Here is a 24,118-nt window from a genome sequence, read left to right as displayed (position 1 = left end):
GAGGCGTTCAATCGCCATTCCAAACCAAGCACTTGTTTGGTAGCGTCTGCGGCATGAGTGAGGACGTCGTGACGTACGAGACCCACGGACCCGTCGCGGTGGTGCGGCTGAACCGCCCCGAATACCGCAACGCCCAGAACTCGAAGGTGACCTACGCACTCGACGAGGCATTCACGCGAGCGACCAACGACGACGAGATCAAGGTGATCGTCCTCGGCGGCAACGGCAAGCACTTCTGCGCCGGCCACGACATCGGCACCCCGGGCCGCGACATCGACGAGACTTTCGAGCGCAAGGCCGTGATGTGGTGGGACCACGTCGGCAAGGAGGGCGTCGACTCCCGCTTCGCGCGCGAGTCCGAGGTCTACCTCGGCATGTGCCGCCGCTGGCGCGAGCTGCCGAAGCCGACGATCGCGATGGTGCAGGGAGCCTGCATCGCCGGCGGCCTGATGCTGGCCTGGTCCTGCGACTTCATCGTCGCCTCCGACGACGCCTTCTTCTCCGACCCGGTGGTCAAGATGGGCATCCCCGGGGTCGAGTACTTCGCCCACCCGTGGGTCACCAACCCCCGTGCCGCCAAGGAGATGCTCTTCACCGGCGGCCGCTTCTCCGCCGAGCAGGCCGAGCGCTGGGGCATGGTCAACCATGTCGTACGCCGCGACGACCTCGAGACCGAGACGCTCGCCCTCGCCGAGCGGATCGCCGAGATGCCGCGCCTGGGGCTGGCGCTGGCGAAGAAGGCGGTCAATCAGGCCGAGGATCTGATGGGCATGCGCGCCGGGATGGACTCCGTCTTCGGCCTCCACCACGCCGCCCATGCCCACAACGCCGAGGTCGGCAAGGACTCGCTCGCTGGGATGAACGCGAGGTCGATGAAGTCGTGAGCCTCGAGCGTGGTGTGCCGGGCCGGCGAGCTGTAACACGCTGTTCGTCGGACTACTCGCCCTATCTGAACGACCGGATAGTCCTACGAACGACGTGTTACACGGACCGAGGAGCGCGATGAGTACGTTGGAGTTCACCGAGGCCGAGGAGGCCTTCCGGCTCGAGGCTCGTGAGTGGCTCGCCGCCAACAACCCCGGACGGCTGCCGTCGATGGACACCGCCGAGGGGGCCGCGGCGCACCGGGAGTGGGAGCGCACGCTGGCGTCGGGGCGCTGGTCGGTCGTCACCTGGCCCGAGATCTACGGCGGCCGGGACGCCGCGCTGACCGATTGGGTCGTCTTCGAGGAGGAGTACTACCTCGCCGGCGCCCCGACCAGGATCAGCCAGAACGGCATCTCGCTGCTCGCGCCGATCATCTTCGGGCACGGGACCGAGGCCCAGAAGGAGCGCTACCTGCGCGACATGACCGACGGCACATTGGTCTGGGCGCAGGCGTGGTCCGAGCCCGAGGCGGGGTCCGATCTGGCTTCGCTCCGCGCGACCGCGACCCGGGACGCAGGAGGCTGGAGGCTCAACGGACAGAAGACCTGGAGCAGCCGGGCACCCTTCGCCGACCGCGGCTTCGGCCTCTTCCGGAGCGACCCGGAGGCGGAGCGGCACCGAGGCCTGACGTACTTCCTCTTTCCGCTCGACGCCGACGGCGTCACCGTCCGTCCGATCGACCAGCTCGACGGGACGCCGGGTTTCGCGGAGATCTTCTTCGACGACGTCTTCGTGGCCGACGAGGACGTGCTCGGTGGCGTCGGTGACGGCTGGAAGGTCGCGATGTCGACCGCGGGGAACGAGCGGGGGCTGTCGCTGCGCTCTCCGGGGCGGTTCTGCGCCGCGGCCGACCGTCTTCTCGACCTATGGAAGATCGACCCGCAGCCGCACCTGCGCGATCAGGTGGTCGACGCCTGGATCGGCGCCGAGGCGTACCGCCTCTACACCTGGGGCACCGTCACCCACGTCGAGTCCGGCGGCTCGGTCGGCGCCGAGGGCTCGATCAACAAGCTGTGGTGGTCCGACCTCGACCTCGCGCTGCACGAGACCGCGCTGTCCCTGCTGGGCGCCGACGCCGAGCTCTCCGGTCCCTGGGTCGACGACTACCTCTTCTCCCTCTCCGGCCCGATCTACGCCGGCACCAACCAGATCCAGCGCAACATCGTCGCCGAGCGCGTGCTCGGCCTGCCGAGAGGTGGCCGATGAGATTCGGACGTACGCCGGAGCAGCATGCCTTCTCCGAAGCACTCGACGACCTGCTCGGCGCCGCGGAGGTCCCTGCGGCCGCGCGCGCCTGGGCGACCGGTGACCACTCTGCCGGGCTGAAGCTGTGGCAGCGGCTCGCAGAGCTCGGTGTCACCGGGCTGCTCGTGCCGGAGGAGCACGGGGGCGTGGGAGCGACCCCGGTCGATCTGACCGTCGCCTTCGAGCGGCTCGGCTATCACGGCACCCCTGGACCGTGGATCGAGTCCGTCGCCGTCGCGCCCGGACTCCTCGCGCGGACGCCGGACTCGGACATCCTCCAACGGGTGGCCTCTGGCGAAGCGATCATCTCGGTCGCCTCCGCAGCTCGGGCCCTGGATGCAGACATCTCCGAGCAGACGTACGCGGTCAGCGACCGTGTTGGTCTCGACACGCCTCCGCCTAGCGGCTCCGGCGGCTCGACCAGCGACGCTCCCCAGCGAGCCGGTGTCGAAACCAACACAGTCCCTTCCGCGACCCTCCACCACGCGGTCCTCGGAGTCGAGCGGAAGTCCGTCGACCCGACCCGCCGGCTCTTCGACATCACCGCGGGCGAGGAGATCTCGACGGTCGACGCGCAGCCCGCCCTCGAGGTCGGCACCCTCGCCTGCTCGGCCCAGCTCCTCGGCGCGGGCCTGAGGCTGCTCGACGACACGGTCGCGTACGTGAAGCAGCGGACTCAGTTCGGGCGGCCGATCGGCGAGTTCCAGGCCGTGAAGCACCTGCTCGCCGACGTACGCGTCGCCCTGGACTTCGCCGCCCCGCTGGTCCACAACGCGGCGGTCGAGATCGACGCCGAGGCACCGACGGCGGCGCGGGCGGTCTCGGCGGCGAAGGTGGCGGCAGGGGATGCGGCGTACCTCGCCTCGCGCACCGCGCTCCAGGTCCACGGCGCGATCGGGTACACCCGGGAGTTCGACCTGAGCCTGTGGATCCTCAAGGTCCGCGCGCTCGTCGGCGCCTGGGGCACGCCCGCCGAGCACCGCGCCCGGATCCTCGAGTCCCTGGTGGAGAGCCGATGAGGTTCGCGCTCACCGAGGAGCAAACCGACCTGGTGGCGACGGTTCACACCGCGATCGCCAAACGCTCCACGACGACGGATCTGCGGGCGGCGATCGCGGCGCCCGAGGGCTACGACACCGCTCTGTGGCAGACGCTCTCCGAGCAGATCGGGGTGACCGCGCTGGCGATCCCCGAGACGTACGGAGGCGTCGGCTGCTCCTACATCGAGGCCCATCTCGTCCTCGAGGAGCTCGGCGCCGCGCTCACACCCTCGCCGTTCGTCGGCACCCTGCTGGCGACCCAGGTCCTGACCGCCGCCGGGACGCCCGAGGCCGGCGCGCTCCTCGAGCGGATCGCCGGCGGGGCCACCGCCGCGGTCGTGGTCCCGGGATCGGATGTCGTCATCGACGCGTCCGGCGCGGAGATCCTTCTCGTGCTGCGCGGCGACCAGGCCCACACGGTGGACCCGGCGACGGCCACGGTCACCCCGACCCCGGCCCTGGACCCGACCTGGCGGTTCGCGACGGTCACCGTCGACGACCCCGGCCGTCCCATCGGCACGGTCGACCCCGCGTACGTCACCACCGTCGGCGCCACCATGATGACCGCCCTGCAGGCCGGGGCCGCGCGCGAGGCGCTGGAGCGTACGGTCGGCTATCTCAAGGAGCGCCACCAGTTCGGCCGCCCGCTCGGCTCGTTCCAGGCGCTCAAGCACCGCTGCGCCGACCTGCTGGTGCAGGTCGAGACGGCCAGGACGATGAGCTGGGCGGCGGCCTGGGAGCTGACCCAGCCCACGCCGGACCGACAGCTCATCCGAGCCGCAAAGACCTGGTGCTCGGACGCGTTCTCGCAGGTAGCAGCCGAGATGATCCAGCTCCACGGCGGCGTGGCGATCACCTGGGAGCACGACGCCCACCTCTACTTCAAGCGCGCTCACGCCACCGCCCAGCTCTTCCGAGGAGACACGTGAACAAGACCCCGCTCGACAAGACATTGCCTCTCACCGAGGTCGCCAGCAAGCTCGAGTCCGGGATGACCATCGGGATCGGCGGCTGGGGCTCGCGCCGCAAGCCGATGGCGCTGGTCAAGGAGATCCTCCGCAGCGACATCACCGACCTCACCGTGGTCGCGTTCGGCGGCCCCGACGTCGGCCTGCTGGCTCGCGCGGGGAGGATCCGCAAGCTGGTCTACGGCTTCGTCAGCCTCGACTCGATCCCGCTCGACCCCAACTTCACCCGTGCCCGCGAGCGCGGCGAGATCCCGGAGACGAGCGAGTACGACGAGGGCATGTTCGTCGCCGGGCTGCGCGCGGGCGCGAACCGGCTCTCCTTCCAGCCGATCCGGGCCGGCCTCGGCAGCGACGTGATGGCGATGAACCCGGACCTCAAGACGGTGAAGTCGCCCTACGACGACGAGGAGTACGTCGCCGTCCCCGGCCTCCGCCTCGACGTCTCGCTGATCCACCTCAACCGCGCCGACGCGGCCGGCAACGGCCAGTACCTCGGCCCGGACCCCTACTTCGACGACCTCTTCGCGATGGCCGCGGACACCACGATCATGTCGGTCGAGCAGATCGTCTCCACCGACGACCTGACCGCCAAGGCCCCGCCGCAGACCCTCCTGGTCCCCCGGATCTTCGTCAACCACGTCGTCGAGGCGCCCGGCGGTGCCCACTTCACCACCTGCGAGCCCGACTACGGCCGCGACGAAGAGTTCCAGAAGGCGTACGTCGCCGCGGCCAAGGCCGACCCTGAGACCGACAACGCCTGGATCGAGTTCGAGGAGCGTTACCTGTGACCATGCAGACGATCAGCCGAGCAGACATCTGCGTCGCCGCCGTCTCCGACGCCTTCCAGGGCTCCGGTGAGGTGCTCGCCCACGCCGTCGGGATCGTCCCGGCCATCGGCGTACGCCTGGCCAAGGCCACCCACACCCCCGAGCTCGCGCTCAGCGACGGCGAGGCGTTCATGATGTCCGAGGCTCCGCCGCTGCTGAAGACCGCGGCCGCCGGTGGCACCCCCGAGGCCTGGGTCCCGTTCCGCAGCATCTTCGACATCGTCGCCAGCGGCCGCCGGCACTCGATGATGGGCGCCAGCCAGATCGACCGGCACGGCAACCAGAACATCTCCTCGATCGGCGACTGGCGCCAGCCGAAGCGCCAGCTGATCGGCGTACGCGGCGCCCCCGGCAACACCGTCAACCACCGTGTCGACTACTGGGTCGCCAAGCACTCCGCCCGGGTCTTCGTCGACCGCGTCGACGTCGCCAGCGGCGTCGGCAACGACCGCGCGGTCGGCACCGCCGGCCGCTTCCACGACCTCGGCGTCATCGTCACCAATCTCGCCGTCTTCGGCTACGACGACGCCGGTCTCGTCAAGGTCGACTCCATCCACCCCGGCGTGACCCCCGAGGAGCTCCAGGAGGCCACCGGCTTCGAGATCGACGCCTCGAACGCGCCCCTCACCCGCGAGCCCACCCCGGACGAGCTGAAGATCATCGAGGCCGAAGACCCCAAGGGCCTCCGCTTCAAAGAGGTTCCGTAGCCCGCCGAGTCGGCTCATTCTGACCAAGATTCGCGCCGAGTCGGCTCGTCATGACGAGCCGACTCGGCGAGGTTTGCGGTCAGGACGAGCCGACTCGGCGATCTCAGGCGAGGAGCAGAACCGGCCCGCGTCAGCCGGTCGCGCGCACCACGTCGATGCCGGAGTTGTCGATGGTGAAGGTCAAGAGATCCTCACCCACGGTCAGCGCGCCACCGTAGTTCTCGCGCGTCCGATCGACGAGGGTCGCGATGGGAACCTCAGGGAACCGCGGCGGGATCCCCGCCACGATGTGGGAGTACGCCGCCATCTGGGGGCGTGTGGCGTCGAAGATCTTGCCCGCTTGCTGGGGGCTCGTGTGATGTTCGTACACACCCTGGATCACCGGGTCGGTGGGATCCAGGAAATCGGCGACCTCGTGGATGAGCAGGTCCACGCTCCGTCCCCACTTGATGACGTTCTCACACGGGCGGGTGTCACCGCTGATGAGAACTGAATGGCCTCGATAGTCGACGCGATACCCCACGGCCGGGGTGATGGCGTCGGCCTTGTCGTGGTCGACCTCGAACATCCGGACCACCACACCGTCACGGTTGAAGACCACAGCGTCGTTGACCTGCGACTCGTGAGACTCCAAGGCGGCCGCGGCCGGGTTGACCTCCTTGTCGGCGACCCGTACCCGGATGTCGTCCGCGTGCGCCAGTCGGAGGCCTGCTGCAAGTCGGTGGACACCGGTTGGCCCATACAGGTCGAGCGCCTTGGTGCGGGCACCGAGCGCCGGGACGTAGCCCATCATCCACGCGTCTGCAACCCCGTTGACGTGGTCGGAGTGGTAGTGGGTCAGGAAGATCCCGTCGATCTGTCCGCAGTGGAGACCTGCCTGTACCAACCTGATCGGCAAGCCACGACCGCCGTCGAAGACCAGGTTGTATCCGCCGGCCTGGACGAGGGTCGAGTTGCCCATCCGTTCGATGGACGGCACGGGACTCCCGGTCCCCAGGAGAGTGACCGTGAGCGCAGAGTCGCTCCGCTGCCGGGCACGCGTGGGCACAGCCGCACCAGCAGGTGCGGCGCCGTAGGCCATCGCCGACAGGCCGAGGGCCGCAAGGCCGAGGGTTCCTCGGCGGTCGAGATGGAGGTGGTTGGACATGTGTCATTCCCTTCTGTGCCGACTCCGTATGTCGTGCGGGAGTCGGCTGTAGCGATCGATGAAAGCGCGCGGATGCTTCGAGCAATGAAGCGGTGGGTTCTCGCGATCCGGCGGAGCGCGGGGCTACCGTCGGATCCGGCCGTCCAGCGGACGGACGTCGAGGTCGCTGCCCACGACTACGTCACCTGAGAGGCCCTTTCGAGCTCGTCGCTCCCGCTCGTGGTCGGGCAGATCCGGGTCAGTCCCGTCCCCGGCACGTGCGTCCTGTCTCAGCGCGAAACGGCGCGTGAAGGTCATGGATCTCCTTTGTGAACACGACCCGAGGAGGGCCTACAAAGGCTACGTCCGCCGATAGAGATTGATAAGTACTCAATTAGGCGCCATTGATCGGCACCGATGATATGTGCTGCCCTCCGAGCCTCGCGGCCGCCTGCGCGACCGACGGGATGGCTCGATCAGCAAGCTACGCGAGGATGCCGGCGTGGAGCAGGTTCAGATACTGCTCCGAGAGCGTCTCGGGGGTGTGTCGGCCGCCGGGGCGATACCAGGCGACGGTGGACCAGACGCCGTCACGGATGAACCGGTAGGTCAAGGCGGGGTCCAACGACGCCTGGAAGGCGCCCGAGGCCTGGCCGGCCTCGATGACCCGGATCCACAGCGCCTCGTTGTCGCGCGAGCGATCGGCGACGAACTCGAAGCCCTCGACGGTCGCCAGGAAGGACGCCTCGTTCTGGTAGAGCGCGACGGCGAGCCGCTCGTTGTGGATCGTCCGGAACGACTCGGTGATCAGTCCGTCCAGGTCGGCCTGCGGGTCGACCCCGCTCTCGACGATCTCGGTGAACCGCGCGTTGAGCCCGTCGAGGAACCCCGACAGCAGCTCGGTCAGCATCGCTTCCTTGGAGCGGAAGTGGTGGTAGAGCGAGCCCGAGAGGATCCCCGCGGCATCGGCGATGTCGCGTACGGTCGTCTGGGCGAAGCCCTTGGTCGCGAACATCTCGGCAGCCAGCGTGAGCAGCTCGGCCCGCCGTGACGACCCCGACGCCGTCCCCCGCCTTCTCGGCGCAACCCCCGTGTCAGTCATGGACGAAGCCTACCAAACAAGCAGTTGCTCAACTACGCTTGCCAGGATGACCCCCCGCACGATCTCGGCCCTGATCGAGAAGGCCAAGCAGACCTACGCCGACCACCCGGCCATCGTCGACGGCACCACGACGCTCACCTACGCCGAGCTCGCCGACGCGACCGACCGGGCCGCGCGTGCCTTCCTGGCCAGCGGCGTACGCAGCGGCGACCGCGTCGCCATCTGGGCCCCCAACCGATGGGAGTTCCCGGTCGCGGCCCTCGGCGCGCAGACGATCGGGGCGGCCGTGGTGCCGCTCAACACCCGCTACCGCGGCCATGAGGCGCGCGAGATCCTGGAGCGCTCCCGCGCCACCGCGCTGATCACCGTCAACGGCTTCCTCGGCACCGACTACGTCCAGATGCTCCACGACGCCGGCCCGCTCCCGGAGCACCTGCTCACCATCGTCGACCTCGGCGGCGACTGGGACGAGTTCCTGGCCAGAGGCGACGACATCACCGACAAGCGCCTCGAGGACGCCAAGGCGACCGTCACCCCCGACACCCTGGCCGACCTGCTGTTCACCTCCGGCACGACCGGCAAGCCGAAGGGCGTGATGTGCGCACAGCGCCAGACGATCGGGACCGCCGACGTCTGGGCCCGCGGCGCCGCACTCAGCCCGGAGGACCGCTACGCCATCGTCAACCCGTTCTTCCACGGGTTCGGCTACAAGGCGGGCTTCCTCGCGGCATTCAGCGCGGGCGCCACGATCTACCCGATCGCGACCTACACCCCGACGCAGACGTTGCAGCTGATCCAGGACGAGCGGATCACCGTCCTCCCCGGCGCCCCCACGATCTTCACGACCCTCATCAACCACGAGGACCTGAAGGCGTACGACCTCTCCTCGCTGCGCTTCGCGATCGCCGGCGCGGCGAGCGTCCCGGAGAGCCTCTTCGCCGACATGCGCGACGTCCTCGGGATCGACGAGGTCAAGGGCGCCTACGGCCTCACCGAGTGCCTGGTCGCGACCACCACCCGCCCCGGCGAGGACCCGGCCCACGTGGCCAAGGTGGTCGGCCCCGCGGTCGAGGGGCTGGAGATCCGCACCGTCACCCCCACCGGGGAGGACGCGGAGCCCGGTGAGGACGGCGAGGTCTGGATCCGCGGCGACAACGTCATGCTCGGCTACTTCGAGAATCCCGAGGCGACCGCCGAGGCGATTGACGAGGACGGCTGGCTCCACACCGGCGACGTCGGCTTCCTCGACGAGCACGGCTGCCTGAAGATCACCGACCGGATCAAGGACATGTTCACCGTCGGCGGCTTCAACGTCTATCCGGCCGAGGTCGAGAACACCCTCGCCGGCCACCCCGGCATCGTCGAGGCCGCGGTCATCGGCGTCCCCGACGCACGCCTCGGCCAGGTGGGCAAGGCCTTCGTCGTCGTACGCGACGACCTGACCGCCGATTCGATCGCGACCTGGCTCAAGGACCGCCTGGCCAACTACAAGCAGCCGAGGGCGTACGTCCTGGTCGACAGCCTTCCGCGCAACGCCAGCGGCAAGGTCCTGAAGACGGAGCTGCGCGACACCTCGATATAGGTGAGACACCCCACCCCGCGGGGGTATAGGTTTCGTCAGCCCGTCTTCACTTCCCCCTCGGAGGCTTCGATGCCCCGACGCGCCACGATCGCGTCTCTCTCCGGCACCATCCTCGTCATCGGTGCCGCCACCGCGGTCGCGCTTCCGGCGACGCTGGACCTCGACATCGCCCGTCCCGGATCGAGCACGACCGGCTCCCTTGCCGCCTTCCAGGCCGCCTCGTCGAAGCCGTCGACGCTCCCGGAAGGGCCCGTGAAGGCTCAGGTCGAGGAGATCGACCTGACCACGAGCGCCGGCGAGGAGACCGACGGCACGACGCTGGTGACCAAGCCCCGCAGGACCATCCTCACCAGCGTCCCCCAGGACGTCACCGGCTTCGGCGTCGTCGGGATGACCTGGTCACCCGGCAGCGACATCGACACCGAGGCCGTCAGGGCCAAGGTCCGCACCAAGAGCGACGGCGCGTGGTCGAAGTGGCGTCCGATGGAGGTCCACCTCGACGAGCACGCCCCCGATGCGGGCAGCGCCGAGGCGAAGGGCAACCGCGAGGGCACCCGTGAGTTCCTCGTCGGTCACGTCGACAAGGTCCAGACCCGGCTGGTCGTCCCGGCGGACGCCGAACTCCCCGATGACCTCGAGCTCGCGGTCATCGAACCCGGTAAGCCCGAGGACACCGTCGAGGAGCTTCCGGCGATCGACACCGACGACGGCACCACCAAGGCCCCGTCGACCCACAAGAAGAAGACGGACGCCGACCTGAACCTCGCGGCCGGCAGCTACACCCCGAGCCCGACGATCTACAGCCGCGCCCAGTGGGGCGCGGACGAGTCGATCCGCGAGGACGTTCCACCGACGTACCGCACGATCCACGGCGGCTTCGTCCACCACACCGCCGGCACCAACGACTACACCGAGGCCGACGTCCCCTCGATCATCCAGGGGATCTACGCCTACCACGTGCAGACCAACGGCTGGCGCGACGTCGGTTACAACTTCTTCATCGACAAGTTCGGCCGGATCTGGGAGGGCCGCAACGGCGGCGTCGCGATGCCGGTCGAGGGCGCCCACACCTCCGGCTACAACACCGACAGCTTCGCCGCCTCCGCGCTCGGCAACTTCGAGACCGTCGAGCCGACGCCGGAGCTGATCCAGGCGTACGGCGCCCTCTTCGCCTGGAAGCTCTCGCTCCACGGCGTCAGCGCGGGCGCGACGAACGTCGACATCAACGGCACCACGTTCTCGCACGCGATCAAGGGCCACCGCGACGCCGGGCAGACCCTGTGCCCGGGCCAGAACCTCTACGACGCGATCCCCCAGATCCGTACGCTGGCCGCGAGCCTGCAGAAGAGCTGGGCCGGCCGCGACCTGGAGTCCAACATCGCCGGCACCAGCCACTCCGACCTCGTCGCGCGACGGAAGTCGGACGGACGCGTGTTCACGATGCGTACCGGCGGCTTCGCCGGCTTCGACTCCACCAGGACGTCGACGACGTTCGGCAGCACCACGCGTGAGCAGGTCGTGACCCCGGACGTCACCGGCGACGGCAAGGCGGACCTGATCTTCGTCCGCAACGACGGCTCCGCGGGCATCCGCAAGGGTCGCGGCGACGGCACCTTCGCGGCGGTCTTCAAGAACCTCTCGACCTCGACCTTCTCCGGCGTCTCGAAGATCACCGCGGTCGGCAACATCGGCGGTACGTCCGCCAACGACCTCGTCGGGAAGAACGCGAAGGGCTACCTGGTGCGCTACACCGGCAACGGTGCCGGCGGGTTCACCCGAGCAGGCACGACGCGCTCGCTGGGCGGCTTCGACAAGCTCGCCGCGACCGGCGACGTCAACCAGGACGGCAGGCGCGACCTGATCGGCCGCAAGTCCGGGGCGCTCTACTACTTCAAGGGATCGGGCAGCGGTACGTTCGGCGCGCCCGTCAAGCTCGCCACCCAGAGCCCGGCCTGGTCCTCGCTGGCCCAGATCAGCGGCTACGGCGACTTCACCGGCGACGGCCGTGGTGACCTGATCGGCCGCGACGGCTCCAACCGCGGCTGGATCTACCCCGCCAGCGGCTCCGGCTTCGGCAAGCCGCTGGGTCCGTTCTCCGGTGTCGACAAGACCCTCGTCGGCGCGGTCAACCTGGCCGGCAACAGCCTGCCGGACCTGATGATGCGGTCGGGCTCGACGCTCTACGTCAAGCCCAACAGCGGTCGCGTCAGCCTGGCCAAGCCGATCGACTCCGGCGTGAACCTCGCCGGTGCGACTGCGCTGATGAACGCCGGTGACTGGAACCGCGACGGCAAGGGCGACTTCCTGGCGAAGATGTCCGACGGTTCCGTACGCCTCTACCGGGGCTACGGCACCGGCAAGTTCACCAGCCCCGTCACGATCGCGACCGGCCTCGGCTCGGTCGGCGTGATGGACGCGGTCGGCGACGTCACGGGCGACGGCTTCCCGGACCTGATGGGCCGCACCTCGGACGGGACGATCAAGCTGTGGCCGGGCAAGGGCTCGACCAAGGTCGGCGCCTCGATCGTGATGCGCTCCTCGGCCTCCGGCACCCGTCTGGTGGGAGCCGGTCGCTGGAACTCGGGCAACACCCCGGACGTGCTCTTCGTGAACGGCAGCTCGCTGGTCGTCCACGAGAGCAACGGTCCCGGCGGCCTGGTCTCCTACCGCACCCTCTCGGTCGATCTGTCCGGCTACAACGCGGTCCTCGGCGTGCGTGACCTGCGTGGGGGTGCCGGCGGTGACCTGATCGCCCGCTCCGGCAGCTACCTCTACGCCTTCGAGCGCAACAGCACCGGAACCGGCGTGACCCGCACCTACCTCGGCGCGCTGTCGACGGGCTACGACCTGCTCGGCTGAGCCTGGGTCGCGAGCTGGCGCTCCTGGTTGACCCGGAGCGCCTTCTCGGCGAGGTCGGATCCGGCGGAGGCGTACAGGTTCAGGACGGCGTGGGCGCCGCGCTTCTTGAGCTCGTCGCGCTCCTCGGGGCGCAGGGCGATGGCGGCGACGGTGCCGGTGAACCCGAGCTTCTGGAGCAGGTCCATGGCGAGCAGGTTGTCGCCGTGGAAGGGCATCGTGAGGACGACCAGCTCCATGCCGGTGCCCTTCTTGACCCGCTCCCAGAAGTCCTGGTCGGTGGCGTCGGCCTCGACCACGTCGAAGCCCTCCTCCTTGAGCGAGTCGGCCCGTAGCGAGTCGTGCTCGACGGCGAGCACGTGGTAGCCCTGGGTGTCGCGCAGCTCCTCGTAGGTCGTACGCCCCACCCGGCCCATGCCGACCACCAGCGCCTTGGCGTCGCCGAGGTTGATCGGCCGGTCCGCCTCCTGGAGTCGCTCCGGCCTCCGCACCGGCAGCCGGCGGTTGAGCAGATTGATGATCGCCGGGGCGTACGCGTTGAACAGCGCGTCGACCAGGAACGAGAGTGCGGTCGCGACCGCGAGCACGGTCTGCCACTGGGCCGATGCGAGCCCGGAGGCCGACGCGATGACGATGACGATGAGCCCGAACTCGGAGTAGTTGGCCAGGGTGAACGAGGCCAGCGTCGCGGTGCGGTAGCGCAGCCCCATGAACGCGAAGATCACGACGTACGCCGCGGCCTGGAGCGGCAGCAGGACCTGCAGCACGGCGGCCAGGGCGAAGTCCTCCAGCGAGGGCACCCCGGTCAGTCCGATGCTCAGGAAGAACGCGATGAGCAGGAGCTCCTTGGTGCTGAACAGCAGCTTGGCCAGCGCCGGCGCCTTGACGTGCGACCCGAGGAGTACGCCGACCACCAGGGCTCCGAGGTCACCCTTGAGCCCCACGGCCTCGAAGGCCCAGTAGCCCGGCACGAGCGCGATCGTCAGCCCGAAGAGCGCGGTCAGCTCGGCGGAGGTGATCCGGTCCCAGACCCGGTGGGCGAGCCAGGCGCCCGGGAGGAGCAGCACCAGCGCGAAGACCCACGGCGAGGGCCAGTGGCCCTTGGAGATGGTCAGGAACGCCACCGCGACGATGTCCTGCATGACCAGCACACCGATGGCGATCCGGCCGTAGAGGGTGTTGTTGTCGTGGCGCTCGTCGAGGACCTTGATCGCGAAGACGGTGCTCGAGAAGGAGAGGACGAAGGCGATCAGCGCCATCTCGCCCAGGTCGGCGTCGGCGAGGAGCGCGAAGCCGAGCGGTGCGATCCCGGCCAGCATGCCGATCCCGATGATGACGCTGAACCCCAGGTGGGCGAAGGTGCTCAGCCACACGTCGGGCCGGAGCAGCGATCTCACATCGAGCTTGAGACCGATGCCGAACAGGAGCAGCGTCACGCCGAGCTCGGAGAGCGTGTGCAGCCCCTCCAGCTCGCCGACGCCGGCGGCGTGCAGCCCGAACCCGGCGGCGAGGAAGCCGACCATCGGCGGAAGTTTCAGGAACATCGCGACCAGCCCTGCTCCTAGTGCGACAAGCAGGTAGAGCGCGGTCAGCGACATATGGACGTCCCCCAGGGTAAAGCTCGACGGTTCGGACACACGTACGATACCGCGTGATACCACGCGGGGTTACAGTGGGTCCATGGCTATGACTCTGCGACTCAGCGAGGCCGACGACCGGCTGCTGTCCGATCGCGCCCGGACAGAGAACCGGTCGAAGCAGGAGATCGCCCGCGAGGCCATCCGCGCCTACCTCAACGACCACGACCGGCGCATCGAGGATCTCGAGGACGATCTCGCCATCGCGCGCTATTCCCTGCGCCGCGAGCTCGGCGAGGTCAGCTACACCCCGCATGCCGAGGCCCGCCGCGCCCTCGGTCTCGACCGCCCGCTCGGCGAGTGACCTATCAAGTCGTCTGGGCCGACGAGGCGTTGCAGTCGGCCGAGACGTACGTCGACGACGACCCGATCGGCCTGATCCAGGTCTTCGACACCGTCGACTCCCTCGCCGAGACCCCGCGCGACGTCGGCGCCTACGCATGGGGCAAGGACCGCTACCGCCTCCGCGTCGGCCGCTACCGCATCGTGTACGTGGTCGAGGAGCGCCGCATCACCGTCGCCGTCATCCACCTGGGTCGCCGGAGCGTCTAGCCGCCGCTTGAGCCGCCGGCACACGTGTAACACGCTGTTCGTAGTACTACTCGCCCTATCTGATAGGGCGAGTAGTACTACGAACAGCGTGTTACAGGTCTGATGCGACCAGCCAGATCAGTTCAGCCGCTCGATGACCAGCGCCATCCCCTGGCCGCCGGCGGCACACATGGTCTCGAGGCCGTAGCGGCCGCCGGTCTCCTGCAGACCGTGGAGGAGCGTGGTCGTGAGGCGGGCGCCGGTGGAGCCGAAGGGGTGGCCGAGGGCGATCGCGCCGCCGTTGACGTTGACCCGCTCGGGGTCCAGGCCGATCTGCGCGACGCTGGGGAGCACCTGGGCGGCGAAGGCCTCGTTCATCTCCACCAGGTCGATGTCGTCGGCGGTGAGCCCGGCGCGTGCGAGCGCCTGGCGGGACGCCTCGACCGGCCCGAGGCCCATGATCTCGGGCGAGAGCCCGGAGACACCTGTCGACACGATCCGGGCCAGGGGCGTGATGCCGAGCTCGGCGGCGCGTACGTCGCTCATGATCACCAGGGCGGCCGCGCCGTCGTTGAGCGGACAGCAGTTGCCGGCGGTGACGGTGCCGTTCTCGCGGAACACCGGCTTGAGCCCGGCGACCTTCTCCAGGGTGACCCCGGCACGCGGCCCGTCGTCCGTGGCCACGATCTCACCCGACGGCAGCGTCACGGGCGTGATGTCCCGCTCCCAGAAGCCCCGGGCGGCGGCGGCCTCGGCGCGGTTCTGGGAACGTACGCCCCACTCGTCCTGTGCCTCGCGCGTGACGCCGTACATCTCGGCGACGTTCTCGGCGGTCTCGCCCATCGCGAGGTGGTAGTCGGGCAGGTCGCCGGACTCGCGAGGGTCGGTCCAGGCTTCGCCCGCGGCCACCCGGGCGGCACCGCGCTCGCCCGCCTTGAGGAACTCCTCGGCCTTGGTGTCCGGCATCCCGTCGGCCTTGCCGCGCTCGTAGCGGGACACGCACTCGACCCCGGCGGAGACGAACGCATCTCCCTCCCCCGCACGGATCGCGTGGAAGGCCATCCGGGTGGTCTGCAGCGAGGATGCGCAGTAGCGGTGGACCGTGGTGCCGGGCACGGCGTCCAGGCCCAGACGTACGCCGACGACCCGGCCGATGTTGTAGCCCTGCTCCCCCGCGGGCTGGGCACAGCCCATCATCAGGTCGTCGATCCGCGTCGGGTCCAGCTCCGGAACCGACGCGAGGGCGCTGCGTACGACCTGCTCGGCCAGCTCGTCGGGCCGCAGGTCCTTGAGCGATCCCTTGAAGGCGCGGCCGATGGGCGAGCGGGCGGCGGAGACGATGACGGCTTCAGGCATGGGGGCTCCTCAGGAGTTGGGGGTGTGCTGGAGGAAGGCGGGCCACTCGCCGCCGCCGTCGACGGCGAGGACGGCGCCGGTGACGTGCACGGCGAGCGGGGAGGCGAGCATGAGGCAGGCGTCGCCGACCTCTTCGGGGGTCGCGAAGACGCCGCGCGGGATGGTCGCGGCCACCGCGGCCCGCTGCTCCGGGCTGCCGTAGTGGTCCTCGGACCCCGGCGTGGCGACGAGCCCGCAGGAGATGGCGTTGACGCGTACGTCCGGAGCCCACTCCACCGCGAGCGACCCGGTCAGGCTCTCGACGGCAGCCTTGGCGGCCCCGTAGACCGCGGTCCCGGGACTGGGCCGCCGTGCCGAGATCGAGCTGATGTTGACGATGGATCCGCGCGAGACCTTCAACGCCTCGTACGCCGCCTGGCTGACGTAGGCGGTGGCGAGGAAGTTGAGCGCGGAGATCTTCTCGTGGAAGCGCGGCGACGCGGTCGCGAAGTCGGCGTACGGCGCTCCCCCGGCGTTGTTGACGACCACGTCGAGCCGCCCGAGCCGGTCGGTGATGGCGCCGATCCAGGCCGCGACCTGCTCCGGGTCTCGCACGTCGACCTGCGAGAAGGCCGGCTTGCGCCCGTCCACGACGGGCATTTCCTCGGGTGCGTTTCGGCCGCAGATCTCGACCTCCGCGCCGGCCTCGAGGAACCGCGCGACGATCCCGGCGCCCACACCGCGGGCACCACCGGTCACCGCGACCACCTTGCCGCTGAAGTCGATCTCGACTGCCATGTGCGGCAGTCTAGAGCGCCTACCAAGCAAATGCTAGGTTGATGGCCGCGGTGACCGGATCAGAGAGTTCGGAAACAGTGCCTCAGACGCAGTGCACGTCCACCCAGTAGGTGTGCTCCCCGCTCATGTGCTTCTTGACCTGGACCGCGACGGTGACCGAGCCGTTCGCGCCGGGGAGGAAGGTCTGCCCGGCGTGGTGCACGTCCTCGATCTCGCAGCCGGCCTGGTCGGTCACGGTGATCTTGTGCAGGCCCGCCTCCGCGGCCTCGACGTGCGCCTCGTGGAACGCGAGGACCGCCGGGTTGTACTCGGAGTACTTCACGTTGTGCGCACCCAGGGTGTCGGTCCAGTGGGCAGCCAGCCCGTCGATGAACGGTCCACCGTGTCGCGAGAACCGGGTGTCGATCTCGACGATCGCCTTCGCCTTGACCTTGAAGTTGTCGGTCTTGCTGTCGGCGGGGACGAAACCGTGCCGGTTGCCCGGAGCGGTCGGGTCGAGCGCGTCGTACGGGGTCAGCCAGACCTTGTACTCGCCACCGTTGTTCGGGGTGTCGAAGTACGGGAACAGCTGCACGGTGATGCCGGCGTCCTCCGCGTCGGTGCCGGTCGCGTGAGCGCAGACGCCGCTCGGGGCGACGCTGACGAAGCGGCCGCTGGCGTCGACCTCGACCCGGCGGCAGGCGACCGGATCGGTGGAGAGCAGCGTCTTGCCGGAAGGATCGGTCACCTGGAAGGCGTAGATCCCGGCGGGCAGTCCGGCAGCGTCATCGGGCGCATTGATGCCGGGACCACCGTTCAGATAGACGTCCTCCTTGGCGGCGTAGTGGTTGAGGTTGACGGGCGCACCGGTGACGTCGGTGGTGAAGATCGCGCCGGATAGCTGCAGCAAGGGTGCAGACGAGGCCGGCATCGACCAGAGCGCCGCCGCGGCGACCCCCGCCGCGACCGCACAGACGAGCTTTCGGATCATGGGTTTCCCCCTCGGATAGGTCGGAACTCGAGTCTTCGTCGCACCCCGGTAAAGGCCTCTGTCCGATCCCCGGGTATCACCCGAACCGGGTAGCCCCGGATTGTGTGATGGGCCACCTCGACACCGCCGCCGGGAATACCGGAGAGTCTCTCCGTCTTGCGTCAGGAGTGGATCGAGGCCATCGGCCTCGGCAGACCTGAGAGGAACTCCTTGTGACCACGACCGCCGTCGACACCTTCACGGACGTGATCCGCTCGCGCCGCTCCGCGCGAGCCTTCCTGCCCGACCCCGTGCCCGCCGACGACATCCGCGGTGCGCTCGAGGACGCCCAGCGCGCCCCGTCGCACAGCAACACCCAGCCGTGGGAGGTCCACGTCTTCTCCGGTGAGGCCCGCGAGCGCCTCAGCGAGGCGATGCTCAAGGCGTTCGAGGCCGGCCAGATGAGCCCCGACTTCACCACGACGTACGGTGCCGACGACAGCGTCCACGTCCAGCGCTCTCAGCAGACCGGGGCCGATCTCTACGGCGCTCTGGGCATCGCCCGCGAGGACGCCGCCGGCCGCACCAAGGCCGTCGCCGAGAACCTCCGCTTCTACGGTGCGCCGCACGTGGCCCTGCTCTTCGTACCGGAGCTCGGCGATGTCGTGCGCGCCGCCAACGACGTCGGCATGTACGCCCAGAACTTCCTGCTCTCCCTCACCGCCCGCGGCTACCACGGCGTGCCCCAGGGCATGCACGGCCTCTTCGCCGACACCGTCCGCGCCCACCTCGGCCTGCCCGCCGACCTCAAGCTGCTCTACGGCATCTCCTTCGGCACCGCCGACCCCGACGCCGCAGTGAACCGGCTCGACGTCGGCCGGGCACCGCTCGACGAGCACATCGTGCTGCACGACACCTCGCTCTGAGCCGGCGCGAAATGCTGTAACACGTCGTTCGTAGGACTTCTCGCCCTATTAGAACGACCGGATAGTCCTACGAACGACGTGTTACACGTGCGCTGCCCCGCGGATCTCCGCCACAGACGTACGCTGCGCCCGACCCGCCGCGAAGAGGCTGACCGCCACCGCGAGCAGGAGCCAGAGGACCAGGCCCCCGACCGGTGCACCGACCGCGGCACCGCTCTGCGCGACGGCGACCCCGCGGAGTGCCTCGGCGGCGAGCGGGACCGGCAGGATGCCCGCGAGCGCACCGAACGGCGCAGACGCGGCGGCGACCGGCAGCAGCCCGCCGAGGGAGACCAGCTGCAGGGCGAGGAAGGCGAGCGAGATCAACCAGCCACGACGCTGGCCGGCGAGCGCGACGACGGCCTGGTGGACGGCGACGAACACCGACGCGGCGAGCACCGCGATCCCGACCGTGGCGATCGGCTGCGCGAGATCGGCGCCGAGAAGATCGGCAGCCACCACGAGGAGCACCGCCTGCGCCAGCCCGACGAGAGCCGCCGGCCACAGACCGGCGAAGGTGAGCCGCCGCGCCGTGAGCGCGTCCCGCAGCCGCCCGGCGGGGAAGGCCGGACGGAGCAGGTAGATCGCGAGCGCACCGAGCCACAGCGCCAGCGCGATCACCGTCGGTGCCAGCCGGGTCGCCCCTGAGGTGGAGGTGTCGGAGGCGACCGAGACCTGTACCGGGTCGGCGACGACCTCGGCCTGCTTCTCACCGGGAACCGCGATCTGCGAGGCACCGTCGTCGAGACCCGAGGCGAGCGAGTCGGCACCCTCGGTCAGCGAGGACGTACCGGAGGCCAGCGAGTCGGCACCGGAGGCCAGCGAAGCCGAACCGCTCTGGAGCTGCTTGGTCCCGGACGCGAGCTGATCGGCCCCGGAGGCCAGCGCAGTGGCGCCGTCGTTGGCCTCCCCGAGACCGGACTCGAGCTCACGCGCCCCCTTGGCGAGACGCGCGTTGGCGTCGGCGACCCGGGACGCCCCGGACGCGACCGAGTCGGCACCGTCGGCCGCCGAGGCGATCCCTCCGCTCAGCTCAGGAGCCGCCTGCGACAGCGCCGAAGCCCCCGAGGCGACCTGCGCCGCTCCTGCGGCGAGCTGGTCGGCCTGCCCGCCGCCGGAGCCGACCGCCGAGGCGGTGGCGCCGCACAGCTGCGGCTTGGAGGCCGCGAGCAGCGGGTCGCTCGCGCACGCCTGCGCCCAGCCCTTGGCGAGCTGGGTGTAGCCGGCCACTCCCTCCGACACCTGCGAGGCGCCGGTCGCGAGCGACGAGGCCTGCGACGGGAGCCCCGCGGTCGACCTCTCCAGCTGGTCGAGCCCGCCGCTCAGCTCCTCGGCACCGGCGGCGAGCGAGGACGCGCCCTTCGACGCCTTGCCCGCGCCCCCGGCCAGCGACCCCGCCCCGGTCTCCAGCTGAGCGGTCCCGCCGGCGAGCGTGTCGAGCCCGCCCGCGACCTGCGAGGCGCCGTCGGCAGCGCCGGACGCACCGGAGCTGAGCGCATTCGCCCCGTCGGCGACCTTCTCGGCACCCGAGTCGGCGGCAGCCGTGCCGTCGGCGAGCTGGTCGGCACCGTCGGCGGCCGAGTCCAGGCTGGTCTTGAGCTTCCCGGTCTGGTCCCGGACCCCGTCGAGGTAGGTCGTCGTGACCGTACGCCCCAGGGTCGAGGCCGACTGGCGCGCGACCTGCCGGGCGATCTCGGCGGTCACCTCGCTGGAGGCGTCGGACGCCTCGACGCTGACCCGGCCGGCGCTCGGGTCGCTCCCCTGCACCCCCGACAGCGTCTTGGACAGGTCCGCGGGGATCGTGATCACCGCCGCGTACGTCCCGTCCGCATAGCCCGAGCGCGCGTCCTCCTCGTCGGTGAGCTCCCAGCCGAGCGTGGGGCTCGACGAGCCAGAACCCGAGGAGGAGACCAGGTCCGCGGCGAGCGCGCGGCCGGCGTAGACCGTCTGCTTGTCCTTCCCGCTCCCCGTCGTCACCGGCTCGTCGAGGTTGACCACCGCGGCGGGCACCTCGTCGAGGTGCTCGGCGCGGTCGCTGAGCGCGACGAGCGCGAGCGCCGTCACGACGACCGGGAGCAGGATCGCGGCGGCCACCAGGCGGCGGCCCGACCACCATGATTTCGTACGTTTCATCGGACTGTCTCCAGGTCGGCGACCGAAGCCGCAGGGTCGGTGAGCTCAGGATCGGCTGAGGTGCGTGCGGGCGCGGCATGAGCGAGCGCGTCCGCGACCTGCGGCACCGCGGGCAACGACGGCATCCCGAGCAGGACCGTCGTGCCTCGCGAGGTCAGCGCGGACAGCGCCGCGAGCTGCCCGCTGTCGAGCGAGGTCGGGCTGTCGACGGCGACCAGCGCCGGCACCCGCCGGGCGCCCACGAGCCGGAGTGCCTCCGCGACGTCGCCGACGAGCGCGGCCCGGGCGCGTACCGCGCCCGCCTCCTCCGGCAGCAGCCGGTCGAGCACCACCAGCTGCCCGGTGAAGGCGAGCCGCCCGGTGAACGCGGCGAGGGCAGCGGATCGCGCGACCGGATCGGCCCCATGGACGATCCCGAGCCCTCCCGGCCGCACGTGAAGGTCGAGCGGCGCGAGCGCCCCCGAAACCTCGACCTGCCGCGCCCGGACCGCGACCTCACCGTTGGCGGCGACGTAGTCGACGTGCTCGAGGTGGTGGACGAGCGCCTCGCCCTCGATGTCGAGGACCGGCAGCCGCCGGTCCAGCCAGCCCGGCAGCCACCAGGCACCCCGCCCGAGCAGCGTGAGCACGGCCGGAACCAGCGTCATCCGCACCAGGAACGCGTCCACGAGCACCCCCACGGTGAGGCCCAGCGCCATCGGCTTCACGATCGGGTCGCCGTTGGGCACGAAGGCGGCGAAGACTCCGATCATGATGAGAGCCGCGGCGGTGACGACCCGGGCGCTGGCGGCGAAGCCGCTGTCCACGGAAGCCCGCGCGTCGCCGGTGTGGACGTAGTCCTCCCGCATCCGGGAGACCAGGAAGACCTCGTAGTCCATCGCCAGCCCGAAGAGCACGCCCATCAGGATGATCGGGAAGAACGCGATCACCGGACCGACCTTCGCGACGTTCAAGAGCTCAGCGCCCCAACCCCACTCGAAGACCGCGGCGACCACTCCGAACGAGGCGGCCACCGACAGGACGTAGCCCAGCGTCGCCTTCAGCGGGACCGCGATCGAGCGGAACACGATCGTCAGCAGGATCAGCGACAGCCCGACGACGACGGCCCCGAACGGCAGGATCGCTCCGGAGAGACGAGCGCTGACGTCGATCGCGACCGCGGTCTGCCCGGTGACCATGACGTCCTCGATCCCGAACCGCTCCTCGAGCTCGGCCGAGTCCGCGCGGATCTCCTCGACGAGCGCGGCCGTCGCCGGGTCGCTCTTCTCGGTGGTCGGGTAGATCACCACGAGCCCGAGATCGGCGGTCCGGTTCGGCGTGGCCAGCGCGACCTTCTGGACCCCGTCATGAGCCCCCAACGCCTTGCCCAGAGAGTCCATCACCCCGATCGGGTCGGTGGTGTCGATGATGTCCGCGGTCACGAACAGCGGCGCGTTGTAGCCGGGCCCGAAGTCACGGCTGATCAGGTCGTACGTCTCCCGCTGACTGCTTCCCGGCTCGGCGCTGCCGTTGTCGTTGAGCCCCAGCGCGAGGTCGCGCGCAGGGATCGCCAGGACGGCGATCACCAGCAGCGAGACCACGACGGTGAGGACCGGCACCTTGGTCACCAGCCGCACCCACCGAGCCCCGAGGGTGGCGTGAGGCCGCCCCTCCGCGACAGCCTCACGCCGGTGGGCCCGAGACCCAGGCTTCGGACGCAGCCGCTCACCCGCGACCGCGAGGAGCGCCGGCACGGCGGTGAGCGCGACGAGCACGGCGACCAGGACGGCGGAGGCCGCTGCGTACCCCATCACCGCCAGGAACGGGATGCCCGCGACCACGAGCCCGCACAAGGCGATGATGACCGTGACACCCGCGAAGATGACCGCGCTGCCGGCGGTGGCGAGCGCCCGGGCGATCGACTCCTCCACCCCGAGACCGGCGGCGAGCTGGCTGCGGTGCCTGGCGATCACGAAGAGCGCGTAGTCGATCCCGACCGCGAGACCGATCATCAGCGCGAGCGTCGGGGTGGTGGCCGAGATCGTGGTGACCGCGGCGACCGAGAAGATCCCCGCCATCGCGATCGCCACCCCGAGCAGCGCGGTCAGGATCGGCAGGCCGGCGGCCAGCAGCGACCCGAACGTGATCGCCAGGACCAGCAGGGCGATGAGGATCCCGATCGCCTCGGTCGCGCTGACGTGCACCCCGGTGACGGAGTACGCATCGCCACCGATGTGGAGCTCCAGCGCAGACCCCGCCGGCAGCTCGGCGGCGCTCTCCAGATCCGAGGTCACGCCCTCGGGGAGCTCGTCGAGACCGAGGTCGAACTGCACCGTCGCGAGCGCGTCCCGGCCGTTGTCGCTGACCGTCCTGCTGTCCTTCGCGAGCGGGTCGGTGACCGTCGCGACGTGGTCCACCTTCTCGACCTCCGCGAGCACCTTCTCGATCTCCTGGCGGTGGTCGACGATCTTCTCCCCCTCGGGAGCGACGAAGACCAGCTGGGCAGAGGTCCCGGAGACCTCGGGGAAGCGCTGCGTGAGCGCGTCCAGACCCTGCTGGGACTCTGTGCCGGGGATCGTGAAGTCGTTCTGGAGCTTGCCGCCGAGCGAGACCGTCAGCGCACCCAGGAGCACCGCGAGCAGGAGCCAGAGCGCCAGCACGGTCTTGGCGTGGCGCGCGACCTGTCGGCCGAGGCGGTAGAGGTAGGAGGACACGTTCGATACATTAACGCATTCAATACGAAACTGTATCGTCGGCGTATGTGAGGATTGCTACATGACCGAGGTGAAGGCCCCCAGGCGACGTACGAACACCCGCGCCCGGCTGCTGTCCGCGGCCGTCGACGTCTTCGTCGAGCGTGGGGCGCGCCGGGTCACCGTCGACGACCTGGTCAGCGCGGCCGGCTACACGCGCGGAGCGTTCTACTCCAACTTCGGCAGCGTCGAGGAGGTGCTGCTCGAGGCGTTCAAGGAGGAGTCGGAGCGGTTGATCGCGGCCGTACGCACCGCCGTCGGCGAGCACAGCGACGCCGACTCGAGCGGATCACTGATCGGCGCGGCCTTCGACGCGATCCGCCCGCTCCAGGACCGCTGGTTCGTCCTGCAGAGCGAGGTGGTGCTGCAGAGTCTGCGTGACGCCGATGCGCGAGAGATCAGCTCTGCGACGTTCACGGCGCTCAGCGAGCAGCTCGTCGAGGTCGTCGACCTCGCCCTGGACCGCCTCGACCGCACCTCCACGATGCCGAGCGACCTCCTCGCCCAGACGATGATGGGCGTGTTCCTGCACAGCGTCACGATGCGTACGATCCGCCCCGAGGACCCCCGTGCCGACCGGCTTCTCGAAGACGCGCTCCCGCAGATCATCGATGGGCTGTCGATCCCGAGGGCCTCCGCCTAGGCTGAGGTCCGGTCC

At 70.0% G+C, this 24,118-nt stretch carries 20 protein-coding genes; 12 read left to right on the top strand and 8 right to left on the bottom strand.

The genetic code is table 11. From position 1 onward, the window contains the following. Positions 1 to 53 precede the first annotated feature (53 nt). The 6 genes from BLT25_RS09115 to BLT25_RS09090 all read left to right on the top strand — a co-directional run bounded on the left by BLT25_RS09115 (position 54) and on the right by BLT25_RS09090 (position 5,714). The gene (locus tag BLT25_RS09115) at positions 54 to 884 is read left to right on the top strand and encodes an enoyl-CoA hydratase (RefSeq protein ID WP_091044637.1); all 831 of its coding nucleotides are present in this window, start codon (positions 54 to 56) and stop codon (positions 882 to 884) included. A 118-nt stretch (positions 885 to 1,002) separates the two neighbouring features. Next, complete coding sequence (locus BLT25_RS09110; RefSeq protein WP_091044634.1) at positions 1,003 to 2,133, top strand: acyl-CoA dehydrogenase family protein; 1,131 nt, start codon at positions 1,003 to 1,005, stop codon at positions 2,131 to 2,133. Beyond that, positions 2,130 to 3,191 carry an acyl-CoA dehydrogenase family protein gene (locus BLT25_RS09105; protein WP_091044632.1) on the top strand — a complete coding sequence of 354 codons (1,062 nt, stop codon included), beginning with the start codon at positions 2,130 to 2,132 and terminating at the stop codon, positions 3,189 to 3,191. The genes BLT25_RS09110 and BLT25_RS09105 overlap by 4 nt, the downstream gene beginning before the upstream one ends. Further along, positions 3,188 to 4,141: an acyl-CoA dehydrogenase family protein gene (locus BLT25_RS09100; protein WP_091044629.1), complete on the top strand. Its 954-nt coding sequence runs from the start codon at positions 3,188 to 3,190 to the stop codon at positions 4,139 to 4,141. Before BLT25_RS09105 ends, BLT25_RS09100 begins: the two co-directional genes overlap by 4 nt. Then, positions 4,138 to 4,968: a CoA transferase subunit A gene (locus BLT25_RS09095; protein WP_091044626.1), complete on the top strand. Its 831-nt coding sequence runs from the start codon at positions 4,138 to 4,140 to the stop codon at positions 4,966 to 4,968. Before BLT25_RS09100 ends, BLT25_RS09095 begins: the two co-directional genes overlap by 4 nt. A 2-nt stretch (positions 4,969 to 4,970) precedes the next feature. Beyond that, complete coding sequence (locus tag BLT25_RS09090; RefSeq protein ID WP_091046187.1) at positions 4,971 to 5,714, top strand: CoA-transferase subunit beta; 744 nt, start codon at positions 4,971 to 4,973, stop codon at positions 5,712 to 5,714. Positions 5,715 to 5,844: 130 nt separating this feature from the next. Here BLT25_RS09090 and BLT25_RS09085 read toward each other — a convergent pair whose 3' ends face one another. Both BLT25_RS09085 and BLT25_RS09080 read right to left on the bottom strand, forming a co-directional pair. After that, on the bottom strand, positions 5,845 to 6,861 hold the full coding sequence (locus BLT25_RS09085; RefSeq protein ID WP_091044625.1) for an MBL fold metallo-hydrolase: 1,017 nt from the start codon (positions 6,859 to 6,861) through the stop codon (positions 5,845 to 5,847). Between the two features lie 463 nt (positions 6,862 to 7,324). Then, entirely contained in the window at positions 7,325 to 7,942 is a 618-nt protein-coding gene (locus BLT25_RS09080) for a TetR/AcrR family transcriptional regulator (protein ID WP_091044622.1), read from the bottom strand. 46 nt (positions 7,943 to 7,988) lie between these two features. On the opposite strand from BLT25_RS09080, the gene BLT25_RS09075 reads away from it, so the two are divergent. Beyond that, positions 7,989 to 9,524, top strand: coding sequence for an AMP-binding protein (locus BLT25_RS09075; protein ID WP_091044619.1), 1,536 nt, complete (start codon positions 7,989 to 7,991; stop codon positions 9,522 to 9,524). A gap of 69 nt (positions 9,525 to 9,593) precedes the next feature. Next, positions 9,594 to 12,383, top strand: coding sequence for an FG-GAP-like repeat-containing protein (locus BLT25_RS09070; RefSeq protein ID WP_091044616.1), 2,790 nt, complete (start codon positions 9,594 to 9,596; stop codon positions 12,381 to 12,383). Here BLT25_RS09070 and BLT25_RS09065 read toward each other — a convergent pair. Continuing rightward, positions 12,365 to 13,978: a cation:proton antiporter family protein gene (locus BLT25_RS09065; protein ID WP_091044613.1), complete on the bottom strand. Its 1,614-nt coding sequence runs from the start codon at positions 13,976 to 13,978 to the stop codon at positions 12,365 to 12,367. The two genes, BLT25_RS09070 and BLT25_RS09065, sit on opposite strands and share 19 nt — an antisense overlap. An 82-nt stretch (positions 13,979 to 14,060) precedes the next feature. Between BLT25_RS09065 and BLT25_RS09060 the strand changes: the two genes are divergently transcribed. Then, positions 14,061 to 14,321 carry a ribbon-helix-helix protein, CopG family gene (locus tag BLT25_RS09060; protein WP_091044610.1) on the top strand — a complete coding sequence of 87 codons (261 nt, stop codon included), beginning with the start codon at positions 14,061 to 14,063 and terminating at the stop codon, positions 14,319 to 14,321. After that, the gene (locus tag BLT25_RS09055) at positions 14,318 to 14,569 is read left to right on the top strand and encodes a type II toxin-antitoxin system RelE family toxin (protein ID WP_091044607.1); all 252 of its coding nucleotides are present in this window, start codon (positions 14,318 to 14,320) and stop codon (positions 14,567 to 14,569) included. The genes BLT25_RS09060 and BLT25_RS09055 overlap by 4 nt, the downstream gene beginning before the upstream one ends. Positions 14,570 to 14,686: 117 nt before the next feature. On the opposite strand, the gene BLT25_RS09050 is transcribed toward BLT25_RS09055, so the two are convergent. The 3 genes from BLT25_RS09050 to BLT25_RS09040 form a co-directional block, all read right to left on the bottom strand. Continuing rightward, on the bottom strand, positions 14,687 to 15,904 hold the full coding sequence (locus BLT25_RS09050; RefSeq protein WP_091044605.1) for an acetyl-CoA C-acetyltransferase: 1,218 nt from the start codon (positions 15,902 to 15,904) through the stop codon (positions 14,687 to 14,689). Positions 15,905 to 15,913: 9 nt separating this feature from the next. Further along, positions 15,914 to 16,681 (bottom strand): SDR family oxidoreductase, encoded by a 768-nt coding sequence (locus tag BLT25_RS09045; RefSeq protein ID WP_091044603.1) that lies wholly within the window; start codon positions 16,679 to 16,681, stop codon positions 15,914 to 15,916. An 82-nt stretch (positions 16,682 to 16,763) separates the two neighbouring features. Next, positions 16,764 to 17,651, bottom strand: a complete 888-nt coding sequence (locus BLT25_RS09040; protein ID WP_091044601.1) for a hypothetical protein — start codon at positions 17,649 to 17,651, stop codon at positions 16,764 to 16,766. Positions 17,652 to 17,863: 212 nt separating this feature from the next. On the opposite strand from BLT25_RS09040, the gene BLT25_RS09035 reads away from it, so the two are divergent. Further along, on the top strand, positions 17,864 to 18,556 hold the full coding sequence (locus tag BLT25_RS09035) for a nitroreductase (RefSeq protein WP_091044598.1): 693 nt from the start codon (positions 17,864 to 17,866) through the stop codon (positions 18,554 to 18,556). Positions 18,557 to 18,637: 81 nt separating this feature from the next. Here BLT25_RS09035 and BLT25_RS09030 read toward each other — a convergent pair whose 3' ends face one another. Then, positions 18,638 to 20,728: a YhgE/Pip domain-containing protein gene (locus BLT25_RS09030; RefSeq protein WP_143033689.1), complete on the bottom strand. Its 2,091-nt coding sequence runs from the start codon at positions 20,726 to 20,728 to the stop codon at positions 18,638 to 18,640. Next, positions 20,725 to 23,421 (bottom strand): MMPL family transporter, encoded by a 2,697-nt coding sequence (locus tag BLT25_RS09025; protein ID WP_091044594.1) that lies wholly within the window; start codon positions 23,419 to 23,421, stop codon positions 20,725 to 20,727. The genes BLT25_RS09030 and BLT25_RS09025 overlap by 4 nt, the downstream gene beginning before the upstream one ends. Positions 23,422 to 23,482: 61 nt before the next feature. On the opposite strand from BLT25_RS09025, the gene BLT25_RS09020 reads away from it, so the two are divergent. Then, complete coding sequence (locus BLT25_RS09020; protein ID WP_091044591.1) at positions 23,483 to 24,103, top strand: TetR/AcrR family transcriptional regulator; 621 nt, start codon at positions 23,483 to 23,485, stop codon at positions 24,101 to 24,103. Positions 24,104 to 24,118 lie beyond the last annotated feature (15 nt).

The sequence above is a fragment of the Nocardioides sp. YR527 genome, assembly GCF_900101045.1.
GTDB lineage: Bacteria > Actinomycetota > Actinomycetes > Propionibacteriales > Nocardioidaceae > Nocardioides.
The sequence above is the reverse complement of the archived record's forward strand: the minus strand, read 5'-3'. Positions and strand labels throughout refer to the sequence as shown.